Below are 24069 nucleotides of genomic sequence, written 5' to 3'. Positions count from 1 at the left end.
GGCCCCCGACGGCCTACGGGAGCATCCAGGCGAGCGCGCCCGACTGCAGGTAGACCAGCACGCACATGCACAGCAGAAGCAGCAGGCTCCACTTGATCGCGCCCCGGAACAGGACGGATTCCCGTCCGACGAGGCCGACGGCCGTGGCGGCGATCGTCAGGTTCTGCGGGCTGATCATCTTGCCGACGACACCGCCGGAGGTGTTGGCCGCGACGAGCAGCGTCGGATCCAGTCCGGCCTTGTTCCCCGCGGCCTGCTGGAGGGTCGCGAACAGGGCATTGGCCGAGGTGTCCGACCCGGTGACGGCGGTGCCCAGCCAGCCGAGGATCGGCGAGAGGAAGGCGAAGGCGGCGCCCGTCCCGGCGATCCATGTGCCGATGGTGATCGTCTGCCCGGAGAGGTTCATGACGTACGCGAGCGCGAGTACGGATGCGACGGTGAGCAGGGCCCAGCGCAGCTTGACCACCGTGGAGGCGAACTCGCGGGCGGCGTCCGCCGCGTTGACCCGGTAGGCGACGGCCACCACGAGTCCGGACAGCAGCAGCAGCGTGCCCGGCGAGGAGAGCCACGGCAAGGTGTAGACGGTGCTGGTGGAGGGCTCGCCCGCGGCCGTGAGGACCTGCCCGTCGAGTCCGGGCCAGCCGATCTTGAGGTCGCTGGAGGCGAGGAACTCCTCGGCGGGCGCCCACAGTTTGGCCACCGAGAAGACCGCGATCACGATGAGGTAGGGCAGGAACGCCATGACGGTGCGGGAGCGGCCGCCAACGTCCTCGCCCGCCACACGGTCCCGCTCGGCCGGACGCGTACGGGTCGTGGTGCCGGACCCCGCTGTGTCCGCGCCGCCCGACGGCCCGCCGGCACCGGAACCGGAGCCCGAGCCGCTGCCCGCGTCCGAGCCTGCGCCCGTGCCCGTGCCCTCGGCACCGACACCCTCGGCACCGGCGCTCGCGCCCTCGCCCCGCACGTCCCCGGAACCGTCGCCGCGCTCCAGCCCGGCCCTGGCCTCTTCGCCGCCCTTGGGCGTCCACACACGGAGGAAGAGCACCACTGCAGCAAGCGCCACGAGCGAGGCGATGATGTCGGTCAGCTCCACGGAGACGTAGTTGGCACTGACGAACTGCGCCAGCCCGAACACCGCACCGCACACGGCCGCCACCGGCCAGGTCTGGCGGACACCGCGCCTGCCGTCCACGAGCGCCACGAGCAGCAGCGGCACGAAGAGGGCGATCAACGGCGTCTGACGGCCGACGTAGGCACCGATCTCGGTGTACGGGATCTTGGTGAGACTGCCCGCGGTGATGATCGGAATCGCGATCGCTCCGAACGCGACGGGCGCCGTATTGGCGACCAGGACGGTGATCGCGGCACGAACGGGAGCGAAGCCGAGCGCCATAAGCATGACGCCGGTGATCGCCACCGGCGCTCCGAACCCTGCGAGCGCCTCCAGCAGCCCGCCGAAGCAGAACGCGATGATCACCGCCTGGACCCTCGGGTCGTCGCTGATCAGGCCGAAGGCGCGGCGCAGATCCTCGAACCGGCCGCTGACGACGGTCAGTTGATACACCCAGATCGCGGCGACCACGATCCACATGATGGGGAACAGGCCGAAGGCCGCCCCTTCGCCCGCCGCCAGCGCGACGAGGCCGGCGGGCATGCCGTAGCAGACGACGGCGACGCCTGCCGCCGCGGCGAGCGACGCGAGTCCGGCCCAGTGCGCCTTCAGCCGGAAGCCGCCGAGCAGGACGAAGAGCAGGAGGAGCGGTACGGCGGCGACGAGCGAGGACAGGGCGAGGCTGTCGGCGACCGGGGACAGATCGGGTTGGTACATGGCGATCCTCACTGGGGGCACCACCCAGCGGTGGCTGGGGTAGGAACTTTGGCCAGACAGGGACTTTGGTCAGACCATAGATTGGCTGGCTCACGCTAAGCAGTCCCGGAACGTCCCGTCCAGAGCTACGCACAAACAAATATCTTTGGTCTGACCAATGAATGGAGGCCTCAAGCTATGATCAGGGTTGTGGACTGACGCAGGCCGCGAGCCACACGATGCGGCCGTCACCTGCTGAAAGGGCTCTCCATGGCTCAGACCGCGGCCTGGGAGCCGGTGCCGCGCTCTCGGACCTTCGAACTCGTCCTCGGCCGGATCGAGGAGCAGATCCTCGCCGGCAACCTCCACGTGGGCGACCGCCTGCCGCCCGAGCGGGAGCTGGTCGAACTGCTCGGCGTGAGCCGGGCCGCCGTACGGGAAGCGCTGCGCGTACTGGAGGCTCAGGGCGTGCTGCGCTCCCGCGTGGGCACGGGGCCGGCATCGGGAAGTGTGATCGCCGCCATGCCCAGTGAGGGCCTCAGCCGGCTCCTCCGTCTCCACATCGCGCTGGCCAACTTCCCGCACGGCGACGTCGCGGAGGCGCGCGCCACCCTGGAGCGTTCCAGCGCACGCCTGGCAGCCGAACGGGCCACCGAAGCCGACCTCGCCCGGATGCGCGAGCCCCTTCTCCGCATGGACCAACAGGGCCTGGCCCCCGAGGAGTTCAACGACTTCGACACGGCCTTCCACGTCGCCGTCGCCGAGGCCGGAGGCAACCGGCTCGTGGCCGACATGACGATCGCCGTACGCAACGCCGTACGGCACACGCTGCTCAGCGCATTCCGGAGACTGCCGGACTGGGAAGCCGTCGCGACCCGTCTGCGAGCCGAGCACCACGGTGTGTACGACGCCATCGTGGCCGGTGACAGCGAGCGCGCCGGGGACCTTGTGGAGGCCCACATCCGCGGCTTCCACGAGGACGTCGTCCACGGCGTCCTGGATGCGCCGCGGCCCGCTCCGGACCAGGCACCCGGACCGGACCCAGGGCCGGGACCCGGGTCCGGCTAACCTCCGGTCCGCGGACCGTCCGCGCGTCCACCGCTTCGCGGTGTCACGCACGCGTCCCGGCGAGGGGGCAGCGCGGAGACGGCGCCCCCGTCACCGGTCACCCGTCGCCCCGCATGAGCGCCAGATCATCGCCCCAGGAGTCCAGTACGTGCCCGTGCCCGGCGGCACGGGCACGAGGTTCGAGCTCGTTGAACAACTGCCGTACGGCGGCAGTGGCTTGGGGAGAGACCGCCTCCGCCAGAAGCCCCAGCAAACGGTCGTGGGCCCATTCCGGACGGCTGAGCGGATAGCGCCGCAACGACCCGCTCAGGACGAGCCCCAGCACCCGCGGCTCCCCGGCGGCCCGCTCGCGGAGCATGGCGAACTCATCTCCGGGCGTCATCAGGGATCAGGCCTCCGATCTGGGGCAGGCCTCCGGGTCAGGGATCAGGCCTCCGGCCCGCGTCAGTAGTACCCCTTCTTGCCGTCGACGAGCTCCCGGATGATGTCCACGTGTCCGGCATGGCGGGCGGTCTCCTCGATCATGTGGATCAGGATCCAGCGCAGCGACGTCTGGTCGGCCTTGTACCCCGGGTGCTTGCCCACGTCGTCGAGCCCGTGTGACGCGATGATCTCGTCCGACACCTCGCACTGCCGCTCGTACTCCTCCAGGAGCTGCGCCAGCGGAATGCCTTCGACCATCATGTCCGCGGCCTCGGGCCCGTCCTCGAACTGCGGCCCCACGGCGGGCCGTCCGAGCAGCAGCACCTCGAACCAGCAGTGCTCGACCCAGCGCATGTGGGAGACGACACCGGCCATGGTCATGTACGGCGACCCGGGAAGGACGGAGCGGTGAGCATCCGCCTCCGAGAGCCCTTCGCACTTCCAGCGGATGACCGCGCGCTGCAGATCGAGATAGCCGAGGAGCTGCGTCCGCTCGTCGGCGTCGAACCGAGGACGTACACGGGAAGGAGCCATGGCCGCGCACGCTACCCCGGCCCTGCGCGCCGCCGCACCGCAATTAGGACTGCTTGACATGCAAGCATTTCCTTGCATGATTGAAGTGTGAGCACCGACATGGACAAGGTCTTCAAAGCCCTGGCCGACCGGACCCGGCGCCGGCTGCTGGACCGGCTCCACGAGCACAACGGCCAGACGCTGGGCGAGCTCTGCGAGCGCCTGGAGATGTCGCGCCAGGCGACGACCCAGCATCTGGCACTCCTGGAGGCGGCGAACCTGGTCAGCACGGTGTGGCAGGGCCGGAAGAAGCTCCACTACCTCAATGCCGTTCCCCTCCACCGGGTCCAGGAACGGTGGATCGACAAGTTCGAACGCCCGCGCCTGCGGGCGCTCAGTGATCTGAAGCAACGAGCGGAGAAAGCCATGAGCGCGAAACCCAGCTTCGTGTACGTCGTCTACATCGAGAGCACCCCGGAGAAGGTCTGGGAGGCGCTGACCGACGCGGACGTCTCCGCCGCCTACTGGGGCCACCGCAACGTCTCCGACTGGCAGCCCGGCTCCACCTGGGAACACCGCCGCACGGACGGCTCGGACATCGCCGATGTCATCGGCGAGGTCGTGGAGAGCGATCCTCCGAGGCGCCTGGTGACCACCTGGGCCGAGCCCGGCGGAGACCCGGCGGACGAGCCCTCCCGGGTCACTTTCGACATCACGCCGCACCAGCAGATCGTCCGGCTCACCGTCACTCACGAGGACCTGAAGGACGACGCGGAACGGAAGCAGGCGGCCGGCGGCTGGTCAGCGGTGCTGTCGAACCTCAAGACCTACCTGGAGACCGGCAGCCCTCTCCCCCTGGAGCCCTGGAGGGTCCCCGCGAGGTGACAGGGGCACGAGCCCTTTGGTCAGCGGTCACGGGTGTCGGGCACGAACCGCACGGGAGACCCGCTGACTTGCCGGGCGCCGCCTGTTCGTGGCACTAATCCTCGAACGGGTCGAAGTCCTCGTACTCCCCCAGCGCCTCGTCACGCTCCGCGTCGCGGTCGCGGCGGCGCTGGGCGGCGGGGCGCGGAGCCTCCATTCGGTGGTCCTCGCCGCGGCGGCCGAGCATCTCCGCGCCCGCCATCATGGTCGGCTCCCAGTCGAAGACGACCGCGTCGTCCTCGCCGCCGATCGCGACGCCGTCGCCCTCGCGGGCCCCCGCCTTCATCAACTGCTCCTCGACACCGAGCCTGTTGAGCCGGTCGGCGAGGTAGCCCACCGCCTCGTCGTTGTTGAAGTCCGTCTGGTGGACCCAGCGTTCGGGCTTCTCCCCCCGTACGCGGAAGAGTCCGTCCGCCTCCTTGGTGACCGTGAACCCCGCGTCGTCCACGGCCTTCGGACGGATGACGACGCGCGTCGTCTCCGTCTGCGGCCTGGCGGCACGCGCCTCGTCGACCACCTTGGCGAGCGCGAACGACAGCTCCTTCAGGCCCTGCCGGGAGACCGCGGAGACCTCGAAGACCTGGTAGCCGCGGGCCTGGAGGTCGGGACGGATGATGTCCGCGAGATCCTGGCCGTCGGGGATGTCGACCTTGTTCAGGACGACGACGCGCGGCCTGCCCTCCAGGCCGCCGTACTGCGCGAGTTCGGCCTCGATCACGTCCAGGTCGCTGGCGGGATCGCGGTCGGATTCGAGGGTCGCGCAGTCCAGTACGTGTACGAGGACCGAGCAGCGCTCGACGTGCCGCAGGAAGTCCAGCCCCAGCCCCTTGCCTTCGCTCGCTCCGGGGATCAGACCGGGGACGTCGGCGATGGTGAAGACGGACGAACCGGCCGTGACCACACCCAGGTTGGGCACGAGCGTGGTGAAGGGATAGTCGGCGATCTTCGGCTTGGCCGCCGAAAGCACCGAGATGAGCGACGACTTGCCCGCCGAGGGATAGCCGACGAGTGCCACGTCCGCGACGGTCTTCAGCTCCAGGACGATGTCGCGCGCCTCGCCCGGCTCGCCGAGCAGCGCGAAACCGGGGGCCTTGCGGCGCGGAGAGGCGAGCGCCGCGTTGCCGAGGCCCCCGCGGCCGCCCTGCCCGGCGACGAAGACGGTGCCCTTGCCGACCATGTCGGCCAGCACCTCGCCCCTCTTGTCGAGTACGACCGTGCCGTCCGGGACGGGCAGCACAAGGTCCCTGCCGTCGGCGCCCGAGCGGTTGCCGCCCTCCCCCGGCTTGCCGTTGGTGGCCTTGCGGTGCGGGCTGTGGTGGTAGTCGAGGAGAGTCATCACGTCCGGATCGACGACGAGGACGACGTCTCCGCCGCGTCCGCCGTTCCCGCCGTCCGGGCCGCCGAGCGGCTTGAACTTCTCCCGGTGCACGGAGGCACAGCCGTGGCCTCCGTTACCCGCGGCGACATGCAGCTCGACGCGGTCCACGAAGGTGGTCATGTGAAGTGCCTCCAGGCTGAGGGTCGGTGCATGGTGATGCGATTCGGTGCGATGCGAGGCGTGCGATGCGAGGCGTGGGGTGCGTGGTCGTGCGGTGCGTGATGCTGCGGTCCGTGGTCCGGCTGCCCCGCCGAACACACCGAGGGCGGACCCGCTTCCCGTACGTACGAGCGATGCGTACGCACAGGAGCGGCCGTCCGCCCTCGATGGTGATGCCTGATGCGATGCGCTACATGCGCTGCCCGCGCGGCTGATTACTCAGCGGCAGGAACGATGTTCACGACCCTGCGGCCACGGCGCGTGCCGAACTGCACCGCACCGGCGTCCAGCGCGAACAGCGTGTCGTCGCCGCCCCGGCCGACGCCCGCGCCCGGGTGGAAGTGCGTGCCGCGCTGACGGACGAGGATCTCACCGGCGTTGACGAGCTGACCGCCGAAGCGCTTCACACCCAGGTACTGAGGGTTGGAGTCGCGGCCGTTCCGGGTGGACGATGCGCCCTTCTTGTGTGCCATCTCTGCTCAGTCCTTACTTCTTCTTCTTGGCCGGAGTGGGGATGTCGGTGATCTTCAGCGCGGTGTGCAGCTGGCGGTGGCCGATCCGCTTCTTGTAACCGGTCTTGTTCTTGTACTTCTGGATGCGGATCTTGTCGCCCTTGTGGTGGTCCACCACCTCGGCGGCGACCTTGACCCCGTCCAGCACCCACGGGTCGCTGGTGACCGTGTCACCGTCCACGACGAGCAGGGTCGAGAGCTCGACGCGCTCGCCGGCCTTGCTCTCGGAAATTCGGTCGACCTCGATGACGTCGCCGACAGCCACCTTCTGCTGACGGCCGCCGGTGCGCACGATTGCGTACACGCGGAACTCTCTCTCACTCGTCACGGAACCCCTGACGCCAGCCGCCCGGCGCGAATCCGGCTGACGGTGGAAGACACCGCCGACCGGCCCCACGATCTGATCCGAGTGGATTGAGCGGCCTCTCCCGGGCTCACGCCGCGGGAGGGATTTGCTCAGGAGCGTGGCGCATCCCGTTCGACACGCCAGCGGTCAAGGTTACGGGGCGCCGCACACGCTGGTCAAACCGGTGCCGGCCGCACCGCGGCAGGGTCGCGGGCGGCGGCCACGACGGCAACTCCCCTTGCGGGGAACCCTTCTACGGGGAAAGCCCCCGGCCGTGACGCGGGCGGCGATGGTTCGCGATCGCGTCACGGCCGAGGGCCGGGCCCTCACGGCGTGCGAGAGCCGTGAGGGCCGCCGTTCACTCCTCGTCGGCGGGTGCGGACACGGAGGACGGTGCGTCCTGCTCGGCCGCCGCCGTCTTCCTTGACGTGGCCGCCTTCTTGGCGGCGGTGGCGGTGGTCTTCTTCGCCGCCGTCTTCTTGGCCGCCGTCTTCTTCGCCGCGGACTTCTTCCCGGCCGTCCTGCCGGCCGTCGAGTCGGCCCCGTCCTCGTCGCCGTCTCCGGCCTCCGCGGACCCGGGACCGGACTCCGGAGATTCAGTACCCGCGTCCTCCGTCCCAGGCGGGGGACCCGCCGGCGCGGAGACGCTACGGGTGGCCCGGCGACGGGCACGTGCCGGAGGAGCGGCGTCCGGAGCGGCTGCCTCCGGTGCCGCCTCGGCAGCCGGCTGCGGCGGTGCGGCCGGGCGCTCCGGGACGGACAGCACGATCGCCCCGGCCTCGTCCGACGCCTGCGGAGACCCCGCCGGAGCCGTGACGCTGCGGCTGACCCGTCGACGAGGCCGTGCCGGAGGAGCCGCCTCCGCCACGGACGACTGCTCGGGCGCCGCCTCGGTGGCGGGCTGCCCCGGCTGCCCGGACGGCTCGGTCTCCCCGGACTGCCCGTCCGGCTTGGGCGCCACGACGGTGACGACGGCCTCCTCCGACGCGGGCGGCGACCCCGCGGGGGCCGATACCTTGCGCGCCGCACGGCGGCGCGTGCGCGCGGGGCGCTCGGCCTCCGTCTGCGCCTCCGTGCCCGTACCGGTACCGGGGCCCGTCCCCGGGCCAGTACCTGAGCCTGCGTGACCGGCGTCGTCCTGCTGCACGCCGCCCGCGTCGCTCACGTCACCGGCGGCCTCGCCACCAGCTTCGGAGCCGTCCCGCGAGCGGCTGCGGCCGTTTCCCGGGCCGGTGGCCCCCTTCGGGGTGCTCGCGTCGTCGGAGTCGGAACTCGCGGTTCTCGGTTGTGCGGGTTTCTCGCCCTCCGTACTCGCCTGCCCCACGGGGACGGGCTCGGACGCAGGCTCGGGGGCGGGCTCGGGCTCACCCTGCTCCGGGGCGGACTGCGGTGCTCCCTGCGGTGCGGTCGCCTTGCGGCTGCCCCTCCGCCGGGTGCGGCCGCCGCGTCCGGATGTTGTGGCCGAGGCCTCCGCCTCCGCCACCGAGCCGTACAGCTCCTCGTCCGGTACGAACTCCTCGGCGCGGGACGCCTTCGCGCCCTTGGCGCTCTTGGTGCCCTTAGCGGTCTTCGCGGTCCTGGCAGCCTTCGCGCCCTCGCCCGCGCCCGCGCCCTCACCTTCGGCCTCGGCTCCGGACTCCGCCTCCGGTACGGACGCGGGCCCGGCCTCCGCCGGAGCCTTGCCCTCGGCAGCAGCCTTGGTCTCGGCCTGGGTCTGCTGTGCGGCGCCGCCCTTGCCGCCCCGCTTCTTGCTCTTCTTGCCGCCGGCGGCCGCCGGCTGCTCCATGTGTACGAGGACACCGCGCCCGTTGCAGTGCACGCACGCCTCGGAGAAGGACTCCAGCAGCCCCTGCCCGACCCGCTTCCGCGTCATCTGCACGAGCCCCAGCGACGTCACCTCGGCCACCTGGTGCTTCGTACGGTCTCTGCCCAGGCACTCCAGCAGGCGGCGCAGCACCAGATCCCGGTTGGACTCCAGCACCATGTCGATGAAGTCGATCACGATGATGCCGCCGAGGTCGCGCAGCCGCAGCTGGCGCACGATCTCCTCGGCCGCCTCCAGGTTGTTCCTGGTGACCGTCTCCTCCAGGTTGCCGCCCTGGCCGGTGAACTTTCCGGTGTTGACGTCGACGACGACCATCGCCTCCGTACGGTCGATCACCAGCGAGCCGCCGCTCGGCAGCCACACCTTGCGGTCCAGCGCCTTCATCAGCTGCTCGTCGATGCGGTACGTGGCAAAGACGTCCACGTCCGACGTCCACTTCTGCAGCCGCTCGGCGAGATCCGGCGCCACATGCGAGACGTAGCCGTGGATGGTCTCCCATGCCTCGTCGCCGCTGACGATGACCTTGGAGAAGTCCTCGTTGAAGATGTCGCGCACGACGCGCACCGTCATGTCCGGCTCGCCGTACAGCAGCGTCGGGGCGTTGCCCTTCTGCGACTTGCGCTGGATGTCCTCCCACTGCGCCTGCAACCGCTCGACGTCGCGGCGCAGTTCGTCCTCACTGGCGCCCTCGGCGGCCGTACGGACGATCACGCCCGCGTCCTCCGGGACGACCTTCTTCAGGATCTGCTTCAGGCGCGAACGCTCGGTGTCGGGCAGCTTCCGGCTGATGCCGGTCATCGACCCCTCGGGGACGTAGACCAGGTAGCGGCCGGGCAGCGAGACCTGGCTGGTCAGGCGGGCGCCCTTGTGACCCATCGGGTCCTTGGTGACCTGCACCAGCACTGACTGGCCGGACTTGAGGGCGGTCTCGATGCGGCGGGGGCCGTTGGCCATCCCCAGTGCCTCGAAGTTGACCTCGCCCGCGTAAAGGACGGCGTTGCGGCCCTTGCCGATGTCGACGAACGCGGCCTCCATCGACGGCAGTACGTTCTGCACCTTGCCGAGGTAGACGTTGCCGACGTACGACGTGGACTGCTCCTTGTTGACGAAGTGCTCCACGAGCACGTCGTCCTCCAGCACGCCGATCTGCGTACGCTCGCCGCTCTGCCGGACGATCATCTCCCGCTTGACGGCCTCGCGGCGGGCCAGGAACTCGGCCTCGGTGATGATCGGCACCCGGCGGCGGCCCTGCTCACGACCCTCACGCCGGCGCTGCTTCTTCGCCTCCAGGCGCGTCGATCCCTTGATCGCCTGCACCTCGTCGACGGGCTCTTCCTTGCGCTTGCGCGGCTCGCGGATCTTGACGACCGTGCGCTCCGGGTCGTCCTCCTCACCCTCACGGGCGGGCCCGGCATCGCCGCTGTCGCCGCCGCGGCGACGGCGACGGCGGCGACGGCGGGAGCTGCTGGAGGAGCCGCCGGAACCTCCGCCGCCCCGGGTCTCCTCGCCTTCCTCGTCGGTCTCGTCCGCTTCGGCGGACTCCGCGGACTCCTCGTCCCCACCGCCGGCGTCCTCGCGCTGCCTGCGCTGGTCCTTGCCGTTGCGGGCACCGGCACCGCCCTCCGCGGCGGCCTCGTCCGAGGATTCGGGGCTCTCGCCCCGGCGGCGGCGCCGTCCGCCACGGCGACGGCGGCGAGCGGGACGCTCCTCCTGGCCGTCATCGGCCTCGGCGTCAGTACCGGACTCTCCCGGCTCCTCGTCGGCCTCTGCGCCGTCGCCCTCGCCCTCGTGGGTGCCGGTGTCGCCTTCCGCATCCCGGCGGCCGTCTCCGGCGGAGTCACCACGGCGGCGGCGACGGCGCGGACGCTCCGAGGCGGCCGGGGCCTCCTCCTCGTCCTCCTCCAGCTCGTCGGCCTCTTCGGCCGCCGCGTCGGCGGCGGCAGCGGCGGCCGCGCTCTGCGGAGTCTGGAACGCCGGCTCTGTGAACACCGGCGCCTGGAAGAGCGCCATCGGCGGCTCGGCCTTCTTGCCGGTGGACTGCCTGTCCTCGCGCTGCCTGTCCCCGGCCTGCTTGCCCTCCGGCTGCCTGCCCTCGGACCTCTTGCCCTCGGACTTCTTGCGCGGGGCGGGGGTCTCCTCCGCCTCCGTCTCCGGCTGTGCCGTCTCACCGGCGGCGGACTGTGCGGTCTTGCGTGTGGCAGTGCGGCGCCTCGTACGGGCCCCGGCCTCGGCTGCCTCGCCGGAACCGGCGGAGTCGTCGGAACCGGCGTCGCCGGTCTGCTCCGCGGCCGCCGCTTCTGCTCCGGCTTCCGCCCCGGCTGCGGCCTCTGTTCCGTCGGCCCCCTTGGACGACGTCTTCGCCGAAGCGCTGACCTTACGGGCCGACGAACGGCGCGAAGTACGTCCGGGCGCCGCGGCTTCCTCACCCGCGGACTCGGAGCCGGACTCGCCACCGGCACCGGCACCGGCACCGGCACCGGCACCCGCCCCGGACCCGGCTTCCGCCTGCCTGGGCTGCTCCGCGGTGCTCTCCGCGGCGGAGACCGCCTTGCGCGTCGTCCTGCGTCGTGTGCGTGCGGACGGGGCGGGCTCGTCACCCGTACCGGCCTCCGCGGGCTGCTCGGCTGCCGGCGCCGGAGCGCCCTCGGGAGCCGCGGCCCGGCGGCGCGAACGCGCGGGCGGTGCCGGATCGGCGACCGCCTCTGAAGCGGAACCGGCAGCAGCGGTGGCACCTTCGGCGGGGACATCCTGCTCACCGGAGGCGAGCTGCTCGGCGGTCGCCGGCTCGCTCACACTCGGGGTGCCCGCGGGAGCACTGGCCCTGCGGGAGGCCCGGCGCCGCGGAGGCACGGAGACCGGGGCAGGAGCAGCGGCAGGGGCGTCCGGGGCCCCGGTGGCCTCCTCCGAGACGTTCCCAGAGCCGGCCTCACCCGTCCGGACTGCTGGTTCGCCGGTGTCCGAAGCCGCGGCCGCACCGGCGGAGACGGTCACGTCGCTCGCCGCGATCACCTCTGGAACCGCCGACGGCTGAGCCGGCGGACCCGCCGGACGGCTCGCCGCGCGGCGACGCCGCGGCGGAAGGGTGTCGCTCGGAGAGGCGGAGCCGGCCGAGCCGGCCTCCGGCCCCTGCTTCTCAGGCTCCGGCTTCTCAGGCTCCGACTCCGGCGCCCGGGCCTGTGCCCGGGTCTCGTCCGGTGCGTCGGTCTGCGCCTGCTGCGGCTCGGCAGCCGGGGTGTGCTGCGCGTCCTGAGCGTCTTGCGCGTCCTCCGCATTCACCGTGTTCTCGGCGGACTCCACGGCTGCGCTTTCATCTTCGTTGTTCGGTTCGAGCATGCGGGCGTTTCTCCCGTCACGCTCCCGGGCGCCGCGCCTCATCGTCACGATCACGGCCGCGCTCCTGGCGGGCCGTGCTCCGGGGCGTGGGCGCCACACGGGAGCTTCGGTCTCACTCGCCGGTTCCGGTCTGTCTTTCCGTACAGACGGCCCGGCTACGGCGAAAGTCTTCTGGTCAGTACGCCTGCCTGGCTCGACACGGACCCGGGTGGCTCCCTGGTGCCTGCGTCGGCGGTGGCGCTTTCAACGCTGATCCTCCAGGCCCTCGGCCTACGCGCTGCCGCCCGGCGCCGTCGCGACGAGGGGTGCGTCGCGGTCGGGCGCCAACGGGTCGGTCACCGTGCCGGTCTCCTCATCGAGCGGCCCCTGCGCCAGCCTGGTCACCGCTGCGGGGACCGGCGGCGCCAGGTCGGCCGTAGCTCGGAGGCCGGACAGGACGTCGTCGGGTCGTACGGCAGGTGTCAAGTGCCGTACCACCAGGCGCAGTATCGCACAGGGTTCCTGCCCGCGACCATCGGCCCCCGCTCCGGGCACCGCTTCCGCTGAGGTCAGTGACGTGACGGCCGCCCTCGCGTCGAAGGTGCGCAGACCCTTCTTGGTCTGCCGTTCCACCTCCACCGAATCCGCCGCGAGGAACGCCGCGACGGCCCGTACAGCCTCCGCCGGGGCGACCCCGTCGAGCCGGAGCTCCCACTCGGAGGCCTCCAGCCGGTCGGTGAAGTCGGACGTACGGGCCTCGACCGCCTCGACGATGTCGAGACCGGTCGGCATGGACTCGTCGAGCCGCGAACGCAGCTCCCCGGGATCACACCGCTCCGCGAGGGCGATCTCCAGATACTCGGCCTCACTGCCGGTGCCGGTGGGTGCGGCATTGGCGTAGGAGACCTTCGGGTGCGGGGTGAAACCGGCCGAGTACGCCATGGGTACCGCCGCCCTGCGCAGCGCTCTCTCGAAAGCGCGCTGGAAGTCTCGATGACTGGTGAACCGGAGGCGGCCGCGCTTGGTGTATCGCAGTCGCACACGCTGAACGGCGGGTGCGGGCGGCGGGCCTTCGGGCTGTCGCTTGCCCAGTGGTTCTCTCCTCAGTGCCTGGTGCGGGGCGGCAACGCGTGGGGAAGCGGCGCCCTCCGCGTACGTACGGATTCAAGTTCTGCTGCTGTGCTGGCCTGCTGTGGCTGTTGTGCCTGCTGTTCAGCTGCGCTCTTCGGTTGCTTCTGCGGTGCCGGCGGACGGTGCCCGCGGCACCGCAGGTGCTTCAAAGGGTGCGGAAGTCCGCATCGTCGCGCTTCGAGCCGAATGTGCCTGGCGTCGTCGTGCTGTTGTGCGGTGATCCTGCGACCCAGGGTACGCGCCCGCTCCCGGACAGCGCCCGGCGATCCGGAACGGACTCCGCAGCGGGCTCCGGCGCGGGGCTCCCCGCGGGCCGCCCGCCGAACAACGCCCGCCGGAGCTCCGCGCGCGTCTCCCGTACCGAGGCACGGGCGGCGGCGAGGGCGGCACGCACGCTGCGCCCGGCCTCACGCACCGCCTGCGCGGCCGGCCGCCACACCCCGTACCGCAGGCCACGGCCCACAGGCCTGACGACGTTCTGCCACAGCCACACGGCGGGATCGGCGAACAGGAAACGCAGCACACGACCGAAGAACCGGAAGACAGCCCGCGAGACGCGCCCGGCCACCCGCCAGGCCTGGACGACGGCATCCGCGATCTCCCGTGCGACGACGGCCACACCACGCCCCGTGGGCCTGAGCAACCGGCGGTGGACGAACCGGCACGGCGCCACCACCAGATTCCGCCAGAGCCACCCCAGCCCGGCACCGGCCCCCAGCACCACGGCGACCAGCCCGTGCCCGGCCGGCGTCAGCACGTACCGGTACAGAAGCGTGCACGGCTCCATCACGAGCCACCGCCACAGCCACCCCAGCCCGGCACCGATCGCGAGCGCCACAGCCAGCACCCCACGCCCCACCGGAGTCAGCACATACCGGTACAGAAAACTCAACGGCGCGACGACCAGATTCCCCCCGAGCCACGCCAGCCCGGCCCCCACCGCCCGGGTCAAGGCCACCAGCCCCTGCCCCACCGGGGTGAGCACATAGCGGTACAGAAGACCCAGCGGCGCGACGACCAGATTCCCCCCGAGCCACGCCAGCCCGGCCCACAGACCCCGCGCCCAGGCGATCCCCGCCCCGGCGGTCCTCCCGAGCCACCCGAGGCCACGGCCCGCCGGCCCCAGCACGTACCGCCACAGCGCGCCCCACGGCCATACGAACAGCGCGAATAGGACCGGCGCGAGCACCCGGTGCCACAGCCGGCCCGCCGCCCGGCCCGTCACCCGCGCGAACGGCACCCACAAGGTCCGCCTCAGCGCCCGCCCGCAGACGGCGAGGGCGTCCCAGGCCATCCGTACGGGGAGGATCAGCAGCAGCGTCACGATCCGTACGGGCATCCGCACCGCCCGCGCGAGCCATCCCTCGAAGGCGAACTCGGCGTCGTCGGCGGCGGAAGCGGGCCCGCCCGCGGGCCGGACGTCCTTCACCAAGGAGACCGCAGGCACGGCCTGAGGAGCTGCTGCGGGGTCCGCGGAACCTGCCGGGTCCGCTCCGTGTCCGGACTTGGAGTCACTCACACCCGGGGAGACGCCGGAACGCCCCTTCCGGTTCACCCTCGGACACACCGCTGCCCGGACAACCGCGCCACACGGCCTACTTGACGACCGTGAGCGGCAGCAGCTTCTTCCCGGTCGGGCCGATCTGGATGTCGGTCTGCATCTGAGGACACACCCCGCAGTCGAAGCAGGGTGTCCAGCGGCAGTCCTCGACCTCCGTCTCGTCGAGGGCGTCCTGCCAGTCCTCCCAGAGCCAGTCCTTGTCCAGGCCGGAGTCCAAGTGGTCCCAGGGAAGGACCTCTTCGTACGTACGCTCGCGCGTCGTGTACCAGTCGACGTCCACGCCGGCCGCCGGCAGCGTACGGGCGGCCGAGTCCATCCACAGCTGGTAGCTGAAGTATTCGCGCCAGCCGTCGAAGCGGCCGCCCCGGTCGTAGACCTCGCGGATCACCGCGCCGACGCGGCGGTCGCCGCGCGAGAGCAGGCCCTCGACGATGCCGGGCTTGCCGTCGTGGTAGCGGAAGCCGATGGAGCGGCCGTACTTCTTGTCGGCGCGGATCTTGTCCCGCAGCTTGCCGAGGCGTTCGTCCGTCTCCTGCGCCGAAAGCTGCGGCGACCACTGGAACGGCGTGTGCGGCTTGGGCACGAACCCGCCGATGGAGACGGTGCAGCGGATGTCGTTGGACTTCGCGACCTCGCGGCCCTTGGCGATGACGTTGACGGCCATGTCGCCGATCTGCAGCACGTCCTCGTCGGTCTCGGTGGGCAACCCGCACATGAAGTAGAGCTTCACCTGCCGCCAGCCGTTGCCGTAGGCGGTGGAGACGGTACGGATCAGGTCCTCTTCCGAGACCATCTTGTTGATGACCTTGCGGATGCGTTCGCTGCCGCCCTCAGGGGCGAAAGTGAGGCCGGAGCGGCGGCCGTTGCGGGTCAGCTCGTCGGCGAGATCGATGTTGAAGGCGTCGACTCGTGTGGAGGGCAGCGACAGCCCGATCTTGTCGTCCTCGTAGCGGTCGGCGAGGCCCTTCGCCACGTCGCCGATCTCGCTGTGGTCGGCGGAGGAGAGGGAGAGCAGCCCGACTTCCTCGAAGCCGGTGTTCTTCAGGCCCTTCTCCACCATGTCGCCGATTCCGGTGATGGAACGCTCGCGCACCGGCCGGGTGATCATGCCGGCCTGGCAGAAGCGGCAGCCGCGCGTGCAGCCGCGGAAGATCTCCACGGACATCCGCTCGTGGACGGTCTCGGCCAGCGGCACCAGCGGCTGCTTGGGGTAGGGCCACTCGTCCAGGTCCATGACGGTGCGCTTGGCGACGCGCCATGGGACGCCGGTGCGGTTGGGGACGACCCGGGAGATGCGTCCGTCCGCCAGGTATTCGACGTCGTAGAACTTCGGGACGTAGACCTCACCGGTCTTCGCCAGCCGCATCAGCAGCTCGTCACGGCCGCCCGGGCGGCCCTCCGCCTTCCAGCCGCGGATGATCTCACTGACCTCCAGCACGGCCTGTTCGCCGTCGCCGACGACGGCGCAGTCGAGGAAGTCGGCGATGGGCTCGGGGTTGAAAGCCGCGTGGCCTCCCGCCATGACGATCGGGTGGTCGTCGCCGCGGTCCTTCGCCTCCAGCGGTACGCCGGACAGATCGAGGGCGGTGAGGAGGTTGGTGTAGCCGAGTTCGGTCGCGAAGGAGACGCCGAGCACGTCGAAGGCACCGACGGGGCGGTGCCCGTCGACGGTGAACTGCGGTACGTCCTGCTCCCGCATGAGCTTCTCCAGGTCCGGCCAGACGCTGTAGGTCCGCTCGGCCAGCACGCCCTCGCGCTCGTTGAGCACCTCGTAGAGGATCATGACGCCCTGGTTGGGCAGCCCGACCTCGTAGGCGTCCGGATACATCAGCGCCCAGCGCACATCGCAGGAGTCCCAGTCCTTGACGGTGGAGTTCAGCTCACCGCCCACGTACTGGATCGGCTTCTGGACGTGGGGAAGGAGGGCCTCCAGGCGCGGGAAGACCGACTCGACTGGCATGGGGTTCCTCGGATCGGGGCGCAAACGCGGTGCAGGTGACCATTCAGCGTAACGCGGCCCGGAAGGGGGCGGGCGCCTGCCTCGTACGGCGGGAGGCGCCCCCGCCCGTCATGCGGCCCCGGCTACGCGGAGACGGGACGCTGCACTCTGATCGACTGCAGCAGGCCCAGTGCGATCCACACCGCGAACATCGACGTACCGCCGTAGGAGACGAACGGCAGCGGAAGGCCCGCGACGGGCATGATGCCCAGCGTCATGCCGATGTTCTCGAACGACTGGAAGGCGAACCAGGCGATCACACCGGCGGCGACGACCGTGCTGTAGAGCTCGGAGGATTCGCGGGCGATGCGGCAGGCACGCCAGATCACCACGCCCAGCAGGAAGATGATCAACCCACCGCCCAGAAAGCCGAGTTCCTCACCGGCGACCGTGAAGACGAAGTCGGTCTGCTGCTCGGGCACGAACTGGCCGGTGGTCTGGAAGCCTTCGAAAAGGCCCTTGCCGGTCAGCCCGCCCGAACCGATGGCGATCCGCGCCTGGTTCGTGTTGTAGCCGACACCGGACGGGTCGAGCGCGGGGTTGGCGAAGGCGGCGAACCGGTTGATCTGGTACTGGTCGAGCAGACCGAGCGCCCACACCAGTACGGCACCGCTCGCACCCGCGAGACCCAGCCCGACGATCCACCGGTTCGAGGCACCCGAGGCGAGCAGCACTCCGAGGACGATTATCACCATGACCATCACGGAGCCGAGGTCGGGCATCAGCATGATGATCACGATCGGCGCCGCCGCCATGCCCAGGGCCTGGACCACGGTGCGGTGGTCGGGATGCTCCCGGTCCCCCGCGTCCACGCGCGCGGACAGCAGCATCGCCATCCCCAGGATCACGGTGATCTTGATGAACTCGGCGGGCTGCAGTGAGAAGCCGCCACCGAGATGCAGCCAGGCCCGCTGACCGTTGATGGTCGCGCCCAGCGGCGTGAGCACGAGGAGCGCGAGCAGCACCGAGGCGCCGTAGAGGAACGGCACGGCGCCTCGCACCCTGCGGTGGCCGAGCCACACCATGCCCGCCATCAGCAGCAACCCGACGACGAGGCTGAGCACATGGCGGGTCACGAAGTAGTACGGGTCGCCGTGGTTGAGGTCCGTGCGATTGCGCGTGGCGGACCAGACCAGGAGCGAGCCGACGACGGAGAGGGCCATGCCGGCCGACACCATGATCCAGTCCAGCCGCCAGACCGCCGAGTCCCGGGCGGTGAGCCTCCCCCACGCCGACTTGTTCTGCGGCCCGTAGCCGCTGAGGGAGTAGGAGTGGGTGCTCATCCGGCGGCTCCGGCGGGGGGTCCGCCCTTCGTCGCGCGTTCGGCCGACTTCTTGAAGTCCTCGTCGTCCCTGGCCTCGATGTTGCCGTGGCTGTCGACCTTCGGAAGGTCTTCCTCGGGGTGCGGGAGGAGTGCGGCGTCCTCGTCGATCTCGCCGTCGCCGTTGACTCCGTAGATGGCGTTGTAGATGTTGCGCACGGCGGGGCCGGAGGCACCGGAGCCGGTGCCGCCCTGCGAGATCGTCATGACGATCGTGTAGTCCTTGGTGTAGGTCGTGAACCAGGACGTGGTCTGCTTGCCCGCCACCTCGGCCGTACCTGTCTTGGCGTGCATCTTGATCTTGTCCTGGGGCCAGCCCGCGTCCCCGAAGCGCCAGGCCGCGGTGCCTCGTTCGGCGACACCGGCGAGTGCCTTGTCGATCTTCTTCAGGATGCTCTTCTTCACGGGGAGCTTGCCGTGCGCCGTCGGCTCGATCTCCTTTATGGTCTTGCCCTTCGGCCCGATGTGGGCCTTGCCGAGGGTGGGGTCGTACATGGTGCCGCCGTTGGCGATCGCGGAGTAGATGGTGGCCATCTGGATCGGGGTGACGAGCGTGTCGCCCTGCCCGATGGAGTAGTTGACGCTGTCACCGGCGCGCATCTTCATGCCGGAGACGCAGTTCTCCTTGGCGATCTTGTCCGCGTAGGACTTGGGGTCCTTGGCCTGCTTGCACCAGGCGTCCTTGTTGGCCTCCCAGTAGTCCTTCTTCCACTGGCGGTCGGGGACTCGGCCCTCGACCTCGTTGGGGAGGTCGATGCCGGTCTTCTTGCCGAGGCCGAACTTGTGGGCGGTCCTGTAGAAGTGGTCCTTGGCGTTCTTCTTCGGGTTGTTGCCGCCGTCCTTGAGCCACTGCTTGTAGGCGAGGTCGTAGAAGACGGTGTCGCAGGAGACCTCCAGCGCACGGGCGAGGTCGATGGTCCCGTAGCTCTTGGACTCGTAGTTCTTGAAGGTCTGCCCGCCGACGTTGTACGAGGACGAGCAGTTGTAGTTGCCGTTGAACTTGTTGCCGGCCTCCACCGCGGCGGCGGTGGAGATGACCTTGAAGACGGAACCGGGCGCCGAGAGGCCCTGGATGGAACGGTTGAGCAGCGGGTAGTTCGACTTCTTCCCGGTGAGCTGCTTGTACTTCTTGCCGGAGATGCCGCCCACCCACTCGTTCGGGTCGTACTCGGGGTTGGACGCCATCGCCACGACCCGGCCGGTCTTGTTCTCCATGACGACCGCTGCGCCAGCGTCCGCCTTGTAGTTCTTGTTGGTGTTCTTGTCGTGCTCTTTGCGGGCGTTCTTCATGGCCGTGAGCAGCTCGTTCTCGGTGACGGCCTGCACGCGTGAGTCGATGCTCGTGACGAGGCTGGAGCCCGGCTCGGCCTTGTCGCTCTTGGCCCGGCCCATGACACGCCCCAGGTTGTCCACCTCGTAGCGCGTCACGCCCGAACTGCCGCGCAGTATGGCGTCGTAGGTACGCTCCAGCCCCGACCGTCCGATCTCGTCGGAGGAGAGGAACGGCGAGTCGGTGTTCTTGGTCTTCTTGATCTCTTCGTCCGTGACGGGCGAGAGGTATCCGAGCACCTGGGAGGTGTGGGAGCCGTAGGGCGCCGGGTAGCGGCGTACGGCGGTGGGTTCGGCGGTGATGCCGGGGAAGTCCTCGGCACGTTCCCGGATCTGCAGGGCCTGCTGGGTGGTGGCGTCGTCGGTGACCGGGATCGGCTGGTAGGGCGAACCGTTCCAGCACGGCTGCGGCGTCTTCGCGTCGCAGAGCCGGACCTTCTCCTGCACGGTCTTCGGGCTCATGTCGAGGACGCCGGCGAGCCGGGAGAGCACGGCCTTGCCCTCGTCGTCCATCTTCATCAGCTCGGTGCGGGAGGCGGAGACGACGAGGCGCGTCTCGTTGTCGGCGATGGGCACGCCGCGCGAGTCGAGGATGGCGCCCCGGGTCGCGGGCTGCACGACCTGCTGCACGTGGTTGCCGGCGGCTTCCTTCTGGTATTCCTCGCCGTTGCGGACCTGGAGATACCACAGGCGTCCGCCGAGGGTGAGCAGCAGCGACATCACCAGGATCTGGATGGCGACGAGCCGGATGTTCACCCGGTGACTGCGTCCGGTCTCAGGGATGTTGCTCACAGCCGCTTTACCCCCTTGATCTTCCCGGTCCTGCCCTTGCGCCCCGGCTTGTCCAGCAGGCTGCCCCGCTGGATGCCCATCCGGACGGCCTTGCCGTTACGCGCGTTGCGCACCGTGCCGCCGTTGCGGCCCTTGCCGAAGAGGCTCCCGCCGACTTGCAGTCCCGTACCCGAACTGAGCCACCCGTAGGCGCCTTTGTCACTTCGGCCCATACTTCCGACGCCGGACGCGTCGGAAGTGATCACGCCGCGTTCCGTGCGGCGGGCGGCCCACATGATCAGCGGCACGACGAAGGGCGCCAGCAGCAAGTCGTAGAGAGTGGCGGTGAACAGCAGCGGCAGAAGCCCCACTTGGCCTGCCGCGGTGTCGCCGACGAGGGTGCCGACACCCGCGTACATCAGCGTCGACCCGACGGCCGCGCTGGCGACGACGAGCATCGGCACCGTGGCCGAACGGTGCTGTGCGCCTTCCGGCTTGGTCAGCCCCGCGACGTAGCCGATGACGCACAGGACGAGTGCGTAGCGCCCCACCGCGTGCTCGGCGGGCGGTGCGAGGTCGGCGAGCAGACCGCCGAGGAAGCCGGTCACGGCGCCGGCGGTGTGACCGTAGACCATCGCCAGACCGAGCAGGACCAGCAGCAGCAGATCGGGGACTGCGCCCGGCAGTTGAAGCCGTGCCAGCACGCTCACCTGCGCGATCAGGGCGCCGACGACGAGGACGGCCGAGAGCAGGATCCGGTTGAGGTACATCGGTCAGCTCCTGGATTCCGAAGCGCTGGGCTTCGGCGTCTTGGTGACGGTCACCGTGGGCGCAGGCTTGGGCTTCTTCGGCTTGTTGGCGTCCAGCACCTCGTCCCTGGGGTCGCTCCGCGGCGGCTTGACGACGATGCCGACGATGTCGAGCTTGCTGAAGGTGACGAACGGGCGGACGCTGACGCTCCGCGTGAGGTCGCCCGCCGTCCTGTCGACCTTGGAGACCGTCCCGACGGGCACCCCCGGCACGAAGGGCTTGTTGTCTCGGGAGCCGAAAGTCACTATCCGGTCGCCCTTCTTCACCTCCGCCTTGCCGTTGAGTAGCTGAACGGTCATGGCGTCGCCGCCGCGGCCGGTGGCGAAGCCGAGCTCGCTGCTCTTCTCCATCCGCGTACCGACGGAGAAGTCGGGGTCGTTGGCCAGGAGCACGGTCGCCGTCGAGGAGCTGACGGTGGTGACGCGGCCGACGAGGCCGTCACCGTTGATGACCGTCATGTCGCGGGCGATGCCGTCCTTGCTGCCGGCGTCGAGGGTGACCGTCCAGGAGAAGCCCTGTGCCGAGCCGATCCCGATGACCTGGGCGCCCTTGAGTCCGTAACCGCCGGCGCCTGCGGTCTTCAGCAGCCTGTCGAGCTCCTTGGACCTGGAGCGGTGCCGGTCGCTGGAGCCGAGCCGCTGCTTGAGCTTCGCGTTCTCGGCCTCGAGACGGCTTATACGGTCGTGCCGCACACCGGAGTCACGGACGGCGGCGATGGAGTTCCCCACGGGGTCGACGGCCGCCGCCACCCCGTTCTCCACTGGCCCGAAGGCGGAGGCGGCAACGTGCCGCGCGCTGTCCATCGGGGACTGCTCGCCCTTCCTGATGTCCACCGTGATCAGTGCGAACGCGATGGCGATCAGAAGGACGAGCAGCAGCCGGCTCTCTCGGGTGTCCCTCACGTGCGGCGGCCGTGCCTTTCCTCAGTCGGTCGGACCGGTGTCCGTTCCGGAGCAGCGCTGCCGTGCTCCGGAACACTCAACGATCCGCAGGGCGGACTGGTGGTGGTACATGCGGCAGACCGCACGGCAGATCGTTACGTTCGGATCATCGCCTGGGCTGTGAGTCGAGGACCTGCTGAAGCGCCTCGAACTCCTCCACGCACTTGCCGGAGCCCAGCGCCACCGAATCCAGCGGATCCTCGGCGATGTGGATCGGCATGCCCGTCTCGCTGCGGAGCCGCTCGTCCAGGCCGCGCAGCAGAGCGCCGCCGCCGGTGAGGACGATCCCCCGGTCCATGACGTCGCCGGACAGCTCGGGCGGGCACTTGTCGAGCGTGGTCTTCACCGCGTCGACGATCGCGTTGACGGGCTCCTCCATGGCACGGCGGACCTCCGCGGCGGAGATGACGACCGTCTTGGGGAGACCGCTGACCAGGTCACGGCCGCGGATCTCGGTGTGCTCGTCCTTGTCGAGGGAGTGCGCGGAACCGATCGTGATCTTGATGCTCTCGGCGGTGCGCTCACCGAGGAGCAGGCTGTACTCCTTCTTGATGTGCTGGATGATCGCGTTGTCCAGCTCGTCACCGGCGACGCGGATCGACTGTGCAGTGACGATCCCGCCGAGCGAGATCACCGCGACCTCGGTGGTGCCGCCGCCGATGTCGACGACCATGTTGCCGGTGGCCTCGTGCACCGGGAGTCCGGAGCCGATCGCCGCGGCCATCGGCTCCTCGATGATGTGCACCTGGCGGGCGCCGGCCTGGGTCGAGGCCTCGATGACGGCGCGGCGCTCGACTCCGGTGATTCCGGAGGGAACACAGATGACCACCCGCGGACGAGCGAGATAACGTCGCTTGTGGATCTTGAGGATGAAGTAGCGGAGCATCCGCTCTGTGATCTCGAAGTCGGCGATTACGCCGTCCTTCAGCGGACGCACCGCCACGATGTTGCCCGGGGTACGGCCGATCATCTTCTTCGCCTCGGCGCCGACCGCCAGAATGCCGCCGGTGTTGGTGTTGATGGCGACGACCGACGGTTCGTTGAGGACGATCCCGCGACCCCTGACGTACACCAGCGTGTTGGCGGTCCCGAGGTCGACAGCCATATCACGGCCGATGAACGACATGTTGTTCGCCATAGGATGCGTCTGGCCTTCCAACTGGAGCGATGTGTGTGGGAGGACGGCAGGAGAGGGTGGTCCGCGCTAACGCTGTGGAGACGCGAGGTTCCATCGTAGACGCGGACTCGAACACGTAGCGAGGGTGTCCCGCCATTGTCGGCGCAACAGCCGTCGTCCCTGTAATCAGTGACGTCGTGTCGGGGTGATGCGTTCCCCCGAACCCCGGCGCATATGCCGAAGGGCGACCGAAAATTGCCGGTCGCCCCAGGTCATCAATGTTCCGACGACTGATGACGCGTCAGCAGGACACTAACTGAAGTCGGGGAAAAAAATCTTCAGCTCACGTGCCGCGGACTCTTCGGAGTCCGACGCGTGAATCAGGTTTTCCCGCACAATCGTTCCGAAGTCCCCCCGAATGGAGCCGGGAGGCGCGGCAATCGGGTCCGTCGGCCCGGTGAGCGCCCGTACGCCCTCGATGACGCGCTCGCCCTCGACGACCATCACGACGGACGGACCCGAGGCCATGAACTCCACCAGCGGTTCGTAGAAGGGCTTGCCCACGTGCTCCGCGTAGTGCTGCTCCAGGGTGGAGCGGTCAAGCGTGCGCAACTCCAGTGCTGTGACAGCCCAGTCCGCCTTGCTCTCGATGCGGCCGGTGATCTCACCGATCAGACCGCGGCGTACGGCGTCGGGCTTGAGCAGTACCAGGGTGCGCTCGCTCATGGTGGGGGCTCCTCGGGGATGAAGCGTTCGGACGCCCGGGCGTCGGGGACGTCAGGGTTCCGGATGTGGCCGGTTTACGGATGCCCAGAGGCTACA

General features: G+C 69.9%; 18 protein-coding genes. 2 read left to right on the top strand and 16 right to left on the bottom strand.

Translation table 11 applies throughout. The features are described 5' to 3' along the window. Positions 1-13: 13 nt before the first annotated feature. On the bottom strand, positions 14-1828 hold the full coding sequence (locus tag ACSMXX_RS22665; RefSeq protein WP_473180528.1) for an L-lactate permease: 1815 nt from the start codon (positions 1826-1828) through the stop codon (positions 14-16). A 249-nt stretch (positions 1829-2077) separates the two neighbouring features. Between ACSMXX_RS22665 and ACSMXX_RS22660 the strand changes: the two genes are divergently transcribed. Beyond that, on the top strand, positions 2078-2875 hold the full coding sequence (locus tag ACSMXX_RS22660; RefSeq protein ID WP_473180527.1) for a FadR/GntR family transcriptional regulator: 798 nt from the start codon (positions 2078-2080) through the stop codon (positions 2873-2875). A 97-nt stretch (positions 2876-2972) separates the two neighbouring features. On the opposite strand, the gene ACSMXX_RS22655 is transcribed toward ACSMXX_RS22660, so the two are convergent. Together ACSMXX_RS22655 and ACSMXX_RS22650 are read right to left on the bottom strand one after the other, a co-directional pair. Further along, on the bottom strand, positions 2973-3257 hold the full coding sequence (locus ACSMXX_RS22655) for a hypothetical protein (protein WP_473180526.1): 285 nt from the start codon (positions 3255-3257) through the stop codon (positions 2973-2975). Positions 3258-3319: 62 nt separating this feature from the next. Then, positions 3320-3832 (bottom strand): DinB family protein, encoded by a 513-nt coding sequence (locus ACSMXX_RS22650; RefSeq protein WP_473180525.1) that lies wholly within the window; start codon positions 3830-3832, stop codon positions 3320-3322. A gap of 99 nt (positions 3833-3931) precedes the next feature. Here ACSMXX_RS22650 and ACSMXX_RS22645 point away from each other — a divergent pair, with 99 nt between their 5' ends. After that, positions 3932-4696 carry an ArsR/SmtB family transcription factor gene (locus tag ACSMXX_RS22645; protein WP_473184918.1) on the top strand — a complete coding sequence of 255 codons (765 nt, stop codon included), beginning with the start codon at positions 3932-3934 and terminating at the stop codon, positions 4694-4696. A 94-nt stretch (positions 4697-4790) separates the two neighbouring features. Here the strand turns inward: ACSMXX_RS22645 and obgE are convergent, their stop codons facing one another. From obgE to ndk, 13 genes are all read right to left on the bottom strand, one after another. Then, positions 4791-6233, bottom strand: coding sequence for a GTPase ObgE (gene obgE / locus ACSMXX_RS22640; protein WP_473180524.1), 1443 nt, complete (start codon positions 6231-6233; stop codon positions 4791-4793). Positions 6234-6487: 254 nt separating this feature from the next. Continuing rightward, a complete protein-coding gene (gene rpmA / locus ACSMXX_RS22635) occupies positions 6488-6745 on the bottom strand; it encodes a 50S ribosomal protein L27 (RefSeq protein WP_473180523.1) in 258 nt (85 codons plus the stop codon). 13 nt (positions 6746-6758) lie between these two features. Beyond that, entirely contained in the window at positions 6759-7088 is a 330-nt protein-coding gene (gene rplU / locus ACSMXX_RS22630) for a 50S ribosomal protein L21 (RefSeq protein WP_473184917.1), read from the bottom strand. Between the two features lie 400 nt (positions 7089-7488). After that, positions 7489-12288 (bottom strand): Rne/Rng family ribonuclease, encoded by a 4800-nt coding sequence (locus ACSMXX_RS22625; protein WP_473184916.1) that lies wholly within the window; start codon positions 12286-12288, stop codon positions 7489-7491. Positions 12289-12558: 270 nt separating this feature from the next. Beyond that, positions 12559-13374, bottom strand: a complete 816-nt coding sequence (locus ACSMXX_RS22620) for a TIGR03936 family radical SAM-associated protein (protein WP_473184915.1) — start codon at positions 13372-13374, stop codon at positions 12559-12561. Positions 13375-13543: 169 nt separating this feature from the next. Next, positions 13544-14827 carry a hypothetical protein gene (locus ACSMXX_RS22615; protein ID WP_473180522.1) on the bottom strand — a complete coding sequence of 428 codons (1284 nt, stop codon included), beginning with the start codon at positions 14825-14827 and terminating at the stop codon, positions 13544-13546. Positions 14828-14993: 166 nt separating this feature from the next. Next, complete coding sequence (locus ACSMXX_RS22610; protein ID WP_473180521.1) at positions 14994-16919, bottom strand: TIGR03960 family B12-binding radical SAM protein; 1926 nt, start codon at positions 16917-16919, stop codon at positions 14994-14996. Positions 16920-17041: 122 nt separating this feature from the next. After that, a complete protein-coding gene (rodA, locus tag ACSMXX_RS22605; protein ID WP_473180520.1) occupies positions 17042-18241 on the bottom strand; it encodes a rod shape-determining protein RodA in 1200 nt (399 codons plus the stop codon). Further along, positions 18238-20400: a penicillin-binding protein 2 gene (gene mrdA, locus ACSMXX_RS22600; RefSeq protein WP_473180519.1), complete on the bottom strand. Its 2163-nt coding sequence runs from the start codon at positions 20398-20400 to the stop codon at positions 18238-18240. Before mrdA ends, rodA begins: the two co-directional genes overlap by 4 nt. Beyond that, positions 20397-21149 (bottom strand): rod shape-determining protein MreD, encoded by a 753-nt coding sequence (gene mreD / locus ACSMXX_RS22595; protein WP_473180518.1) that lies wholly within the window; start codon positions 21147-21149, stop codon positions 20397-20399. Before mreD ends, mrdA begins: the two co-directional genes overlap by 4 nt. Before the next feature lie 3 nt (positions 21150-21152). Further along, a complete protein-coding gene (gene mreC, locus ACSMXX_RS22590; RefSeq protein WP_473180517.1) occupies positions 21153-22091 on the bottom strand; it encodes a rod shape-determining protein MreC in 939 nt (312 codons plus the stop codon). Positions 22092-22236: 145 nt separating this feature from the next. After that, positions 22237-23256, bottom strand: coding sequence for a rod shape-determining protein (locus tag ACSMXX_RS22585; protein ID WP_028431807.1), 1020 nt, complete (start codon positions 23254-23256; stop codon positions 22237-22239). Between the two features lie 303 nt (positions 23257-23559). Then, a complete protein-coding gene (ndk, locus tag ACSMXX_RS22580; RefSeq protein WP_473180516.1) occupies positions 23560-23973 on the bottom strand; it encodes a nucleoside-diphosphate kinase in 414 nt (137 codons plus the stop codon). Between the last annotated feature and the right edge of the window lie 96 nt (positions 23974-24069).

The sequence above is a fragment of the Streptomyces sp. DSM 116795 genome (assembly GCF_055792905.1).
This window is presented reverse-complemented; position numbering and strand designations above follow the sequence as displayed.